Consider the following 6,146-nt stretch of genomic DNA (forward strand, 5'->3'; position numbering starts at 1 on the left):
GCGTCGCGGTCGGGCAGGCCGCCACGCACGCGCCGCACGACACGCATTCGGATTCCATGAACGGCTGGTTTTCACTCGCGGCCACGCGCGATTCGAAACCCCGTCCCGCGATGGTCAGCGCGAACGTTCCCTGCGTTTCCTCGCATGCGCGCACGCATCGATTGCAGACAATGCACTTCGACGCGTCGTACGTAAAATACGGATTCGATTCGTCCTTCTTGTCCTTCAAGTGATTCGCGCCTTCGTAGCCGTAGCGAACCTCGCGCAAGCCGACCACGCCCGCCATGTCCTGCAATTCGCAATCGCCGTTTGCAGGGCAGGTGAGGCAGTCGAGCGGGTGATCGGAGATATACAACTCCATCACGTTTTTGCGGAGCGACTGCAGCTTGTTCGTCTGCGTGCGCACTTTCATCCCGGCTTCAACAGGTGTCGTGCACGACGCCGGATACCCGCGCTTGCCTTCAATTTCAACCAGGCACAGACGGCACGAACCGAACGGCTCAAGTGAATCCGTCGCGCAGAGTTTAGGAACATTGACGCCGGCCTCGATCGCCGCGCGCATCACCGACGTTCCAGCCGGCACGGTCACCGACGTGCCATCAATATCTAATGTCACGTCGATATCCGCATGGCGCAGCGGCGTGCCGTAGTCGGTATCGTCGAAGGGATCGCGCAGTTTCGTCTTGCACGCGCAATTGCCGGAACCGCAGGAGGAGTTGGACATGATTGTGTTCCTTCTTTAAGCCGCTTTCTGCGACGGCTTTTTGGACAGACCGAAGTCTTCAGGGAAATGGTCGAGGGCCGACAGCACCGGATACGGTGTCATGCCACCCATTGCGCAGAGCGAGCCGGACACCATGGTGTCGCAGAGATCGCGCAGCAGCGTCACTTGTTTCGGCGAGGTGTCTCCTGCACGGATCTTCGCGATGACTTCCACACCGCGCGTGGAACCAATGCGGCACGGCGTGCACTTGCCGCATGATTCGACGGCGCAGAAGTGCATTGCGTATTGGGCGAGATCGGCGAGGTTTGACGTGTCGTCATGGATCACAATACCGCCATGTCCGACCACCGCGCCAACCGCCGCATAAGCTTCGTAGTCCATGGGAATGTCCCACTGGCTTTCCGGAAGATACGTGCCGAGCGGGCCGCCGACTTGCGCGGCGCGCGCCGGCCGGCCGCTTGCCGTGCCGCCGCCATATTCATAGATTAGTTCGCGCAGGGTCACGCCGAACGCCAGCTCCACAAGGCCGCCTTGCTTCACGTTGCCTGCGATCTGGAATGGCAGCGTGCCGCGCGAGCGGCCCATGCCGAAGTCGCGATAAAACGCTGCGCCCTTGGCGAAGATGATTGGCACGGTCGCGAGCGTAATGACGTTATTGATCACGGTCGGCTGGCCGAACAGGCCGACAAGCGCAGGCACCGGCGGCTTCGCGCGGACCACGCCGCGCTTGCCTTCGAGCGATTCCAGCAACGCGGTTTCTTCACCGCACACATACGAGCCGGCGCCTTTGGCCACTTCCAGTTCGAACGCTTTGTCGCTGCCAAGGACACTCGCACCAAGCCAGCCGGCGTCGCGGGCTTTATCGATGGCGCGGTTCAGCGTCGCAATAGCGTGCGGATATTCGCTGCGCACATAGATATATCCCTTCGTCGCCCTGGTCACGATTCCCGCGATGATCATCCCTTCGATCAACATATACGGGTCGCTTTCCATGACGAGCCGGTCCGAAAACGTGCCGGAATCGCCTTCGTCGGCGTTGCAGACGATGTACTTTTGCGGCGCCAAAGCGGCCCGCACCGTGCGCCATTTGATGCCGGCCGGGAACGCTGCACCGCCGCGTCCGCGCAGGCCCGATTCGAGCAGCGCTTCGCAGGCGGCATCGCCATCGGTTTCAAGCGCTTTACGCAAACCGTCGAGGCCGCCGTGCTTCACGTAGTCATCGGTGGAAAGCGGGTCCGTGATGCCGATGCGTGCAAATGTCAGGCGTTGCTGTTTCGCGAGCCACGGCAAGGTATCGACCACGCCGACACGCTTTTCATGCGCGCCGCCATTCGCCAGATCGGCATCGAAGAGCGCGGGGACATCGTCTTCATCGACATTCGAATAACCGATGCGACCTTCCGCCGTTTCCACTTCGACCAGCGGTTCCAGCCAAAGCATGCCGCGCGAACCGTTGCGCACGATTTCAACTTCGATTCCGCGTTTCTGAGCTTCAGCCGCAACTGCCAGCGCGACACGATCGGCGCCGAGCGCCAGTGCCGACGAATCGCAAGGAACGTAGATGCGCGTCATACCAAATCCTCCGCGCTCGAATGAACGCGCGCCTCTTCATACAGCCGCTCAAACTTCTGCGGCGTGACGCGGGCATGCAGCTCGCCGTTGATGGTCATGGCCGGCGACAGCGCGCATTGCCCGAGGCAGTACACGGTCTCCAACTCGGTATCCACTTGATGACCGGAATCGAACTTGCACCCCGTATGCCCTTCGATATGCGCCGCCAGCGCTTCCGTTCCCATGCTCCTGCAAGCTTCGGCGCGACACAACTGCACGGTCACGCGCGCGGGCGGTTCGGAGCGGAAATGGTGGTAATAGGTGATCACGCCGTGCACTTCCGCGCGCGACAGCGACATGGCCTGAGCGAGCGGGGCGATGACATCGGCGGGAATGTAACCGGCTTCGTCTTGAATAGCATGCAGCACGGCGAGCAGCGACGCGCCCTTTTTCAGATGGCGCGCAACGCGCTCATCGGGCGTACCGGCCGGCTGATTTTGGTGGTTATGAGGCATCTGGACCATGTGGGGAGTCTCCATTGCTCGGCATATGTTTTTTAAATGCATATATCGGTCATATAATTCGTTGTGCCGAGCCCGTGATATGCAAGATACGAGGCTAACCGGTCGATGGCAATAGGAACTGGAACTACATATGATCGATGTCGAATGCCGTACAGAGCTCGTCTTGCGCGACGCCGCAGGCCGCGAAGCCAGTCTCAGCGCGGCGGTGCCACTTTTGCTGCTGGTTTCCCAGACTGGCAGCATCGCGCAAGCCGCGTCGGCTAAGGGTTTATCCTATCGGCATGCGTGGGGCCTTTTGCGCGACATAGAGACACGCTTGGGCGGCGCGCTGATTACGAAGTCGCGTGGCCGCGGGTCGGTTTTGTCGGAACTCGGCGAAGCAGTGCTGCGGGCGCAACGTTTGTCGAACGAGCGACTCGACGGGCCGCTTCAGGCTTTGGCCAGCGAAGTGGCCGGTGAACTGAACCGGCGGCTGTCGCGCGCTGTTGGCGAGATACGGATTCACGCCTCGCACGGGTACGCCGTTGCGGCGCTGGTGGGCGCACTGGCCGCGAAGCAGATCCCCGCGGACATCAAGTACCGCGAGAGCGCCGAAGCCGTCACCGCTCTCGCGCGCGGCGAGTGCGAGCTGGCGGGTTTTCACTTGCCGATCGGCGAATTCCGCGCGAGTTGTGCCGAGATCTACCGGCCCTGGCTGGATGCGGGGCGGCATCGGCTGATTCATTTGACACGGCGCACGCAGGGCCTGTTCTTGCCCAAAGGCAATCCCAAAGGCATACGCGGCTTGCACGATCTCGCCCGCGACGACATCCGCTTCGTCAACCGTCAGCCTGGATCGGGCACGCGCATGTTGCTGGATCTGGCGCTGCGCCAGATTGGTATCGACCCGGCGAGCATCAACGGCTACGCCACGGCTGAACTGACCCATTCGGCCATTGCTGCGTTCGTCGCGAGCGGCATGGCCGATCTTGGTTTCGGCGTGCAGCCGGCCGCGCAGCAGTTCGCGCTGGACTTCATTCCGATCATCGATGAGGACTACTTGTTCGCATGCAACCGCGACAAGCTCAACGGCGCCGGACTCAGCGGCCTGCTGGAGGTACTGCGCAGCGATACGTACCGTGACAGCGTGGCGCACCTGGAGGGCTACGACCCGGCTTTTTGCGGGCAACTGCTTGAACTTGATGAGGCGCTTAGCGGGGCGACCGGAAACGCGCGGTAACCATTTAGATCCGGTCTGTCCCGCCGATCCGAAGTCTTATGTCTAGAATTACGTTAACCTTATGGTTGGCTAGGGTTGGCAAGGCACTCCGGTGGCGTTATATGCAACATTATGTCGCGGCTCACCACGCCGGAAATGCTCTTGGCCAAACGTTTAATCGACGACCGTTTTACTCACCGTTACTGCTGCCATGAAATTGCTTTTGAGCGTTGCCGCGTTGATCGCGTTTGTTGTTAGCGCCGTTGCCTTTGTGCCCGTCGCTTTTGCCCAGAATTCCCCGGGTGTTCCTGGTGGCATCTTGCAGGACCAGTTTCGCCTGAAAGAACACCCACAGCTGCAATTTGCCGCTTCAGCGCCGTCAGATAAGTATCAGAACGGCGTGACGGCGAAGCGCAAGCGCGGCGACCTGGGCGATCCGAACGGCTGTAACTTGCAGTGCCCGCAGGACCAATAAGCCGGCAGGACTTCTGACAACGAAGTTCGGGCTCGCAAACGGCGGCTCGTATATAAGCCGCTGGTTTGCTGTGTGCAACCGGCTTAAAACCATTACACCACTACAGCGCGATATTACCGTCTCGGATAACGGCTTCATTTTGCCGTTTATATCCACGGCTTAGTTTTGCCGAACAGTGTTAACCCTGCTTGTTTCCCCCGTTTTTCCGTCACGCCGGCACCCTTTAAATAGCGTCCCCGGCTTAACGTTTGTTACCACTCATTACCGACCGATTAATGCTACCTGATGGCGGCGTGCGCGGAATGCGCTCGGGTATCTTTGATGATGCGTGCATTGAGCGGAATTCGATGCACATTTAATAATTTCATTAAAAACAATCAAGCGAGCCGGTCGACGTCTGCGCCAGAGAAGCGTGGGCGGGGAAGCGGATATGAACTATCCACGTGACGGCATGGCCGCAATGGGACATTCGGAACGGTAGGGGACGACAACAAATGAGAATTCTTCAGGTCATTCTTGCACCCCGCTTATCTGGTGCAGAGGTGCTTGCAAAGGGTGTGGCCATTGGGCATCAGCGGGGCGGTCACGAAGTTTGCATTACGTCGCTGATGCCCGCGCACGATGATTTCCAGCATATCAGCGCCGAATTGCGCGCGAACAATGTCCCATGTTATTTCCCGCAGCGCTCGCTTGGCAGGGTCGGGCGGCTGCTGTTCCTGCATCGAGCCATTCGACGCTTCAAACCCGACATCATTTTTGCGCACGCCACTATCCCGGCCTTGTACGTGCGCGCGTTGCCTACGCGCGTGCCCATCGTCTGGGTCATGCACTCCGGCGCCAACGACTTCGCCAACAACGCGCTGCTGATTGCCGAGCGTTTACTGTCGGGGCGGGCGAAGGCGGTGATCGGTGTGTCGCAGAAAAATATCGACGATTACGTGAAGGAAATCGGTTCGCATCCGTCCATGATCGTGGTGCCGAATGGCGTTGATGTGTCGCGTTTCGAGCAAGTGAGCGAACCGTTGCCATCGACCGGTTTCAGGCAGATCGTGCAGATCGGCCGGTACATCCCGGAGAAGAATCAGTTGCAGACAGTGCAGGCATTTGCGCGCGTGGCCGTTGCCGAGCCCGATGTGCAATTGCTGCTGTGCGGCGTGATCGAAAACCTTGAGTATCACGCGGCCATCCTGAGACTTGTGGACGACCTGGGGTTGAAGGATCGCGTGAAGGTGATCGGGCCGCAATCGAATGTCGCGGAGATTTTGCGCGGGTCGCACGCGTTCGCGATGCCGTCGAGCTTCGAGGCGCACAGCATTGGGTTTTTGGAGGCGCTGGCGTCAGGCATTCCTGTGGTGGGCAGTGCGATTCCCTCGTTCGCGTTTGCCAAGGATTTCTCGGGCGTCGAACTTCTCGACACCAGCGACGCCGATGCGTATGGCCGCGCATTACTCGACGCGTTGTCGCAGCCCAGAGCCACGCGGCCGCTTAACGGGCTGACGTTGCAGAGCACAGCCGACCGTTATCTGGCGATAGCCAGCGATGTGCTTAACCCCCGAGTGGGGCTCAGCTAATCTAGTTGAGTCGGACTGATTCAATAAAAAACGCGTCGCCGGGTTTCCAGCGACGCGTTTTTTGTTTGAAGAAAGTTCCGCAGCAGACCGAGCGATCTATCGG

Annotated in this window: 6 protein-coding genes; 3 read left to right on the top strand and 3 right to left on the bottom strand. The window is 59.8% G+C overall.

Annotation, left to right across the window (positions count from 1 at the left end; translation table 11 throughout):
* The 3 genes from JWR14_RS25350 to JWR14_RS25360 all read right to left on the bottom strand — a co-directional run.
* Positions 1-724: 2Fe-2S iron-sulfur cluster-binding protein (locus JWR14_RS25350; protein WP_299713789.1), on the bottom strand; the 724-nt coding region annotated here is incomplete at its 3' end.
* A gap of 15 nt (positions 725-739) precedes the next feature.
* Positions 740-2,296 (bottom strand): formate dehydrogenase beta subunit, encoded by a 1,557-nt coding sequence (locus JWR14_RS25355; protein WP_299713791.1) that lies wholly within the window; start codon positions 2,294-2,296, stop codon positions 740-742.
* A complete protein-coding gene (locus tag JWR14_RS25360) occupies positions 2,293-2,790 on the bottom strand; it encodes an NAD(P)H-dependent oxidoreductase subunit E (protein WP_299713806.1) in 498 nt (165 codons plus the stop codon). The genes JWR14_RS25355 and JWR14_RS25360 overlap by 4 nt, the downstream gene beginning before the upstream one ends.
* Positions 2,791-2,929: 139 nt before the next feature.
* On the opposite strand from JWR14_RS25360, the gene JWR14_RS25365 reads away from it, so the two are divergent.
* The 3 genes from JWR14_RS25365 (at position 2,930) to JWR14_RS25375 (ending at position 6,043) form a co-directional block, all read left to right on the top strand.
* Positions 2,930-4,018 carry a substrate-binding domain-containing protein gene (locus JWR14_RS25365; RefSeq protein ID WP_299713794.1) on the top strand — a complete coding sequence of 363 codons (1,089 nt, stop codon included), beginning with the start codon at positions 2,930-2,932 and terminating at the stop codon, positions 4,016-4,018.
* A gap of 190 nt (positions 4,019-4,208) precedes the next feature.
* The gene (locus JWR14_RS25370; protein WP_031361062.1) at positions 4,209-4,472 is read left to right on the top strand and encodes a hypothetical protein; all 264 of its coding nucleotides are present in this window, start codon (positions 4,209-4,211) and stop codon (positions 4,470-4,472) included.
* Positions 4,473-4,966: 494 nt separating this feature from the next.
* A complete protein-coding gene (locus JWR14_RS25375; RefSeq protein WP_299713803.1) occupies positions 4,967-6,043 on the top strand; it encodes a glycosyltransferase family 4 protein in 1,077 nt (358 codons plus the stop codon).
* Positions 6,044-6,146: the final 103 nt, after the last annotated feature.

It is taken from the genome of Caballeronia sp., assembly GCF_028292365.1.
Lineage (GTDB): Bacteria > Pseudomonadota > Gammaproteobacteria > Burkholderiales > Burkholderiaceae > Caballeronia.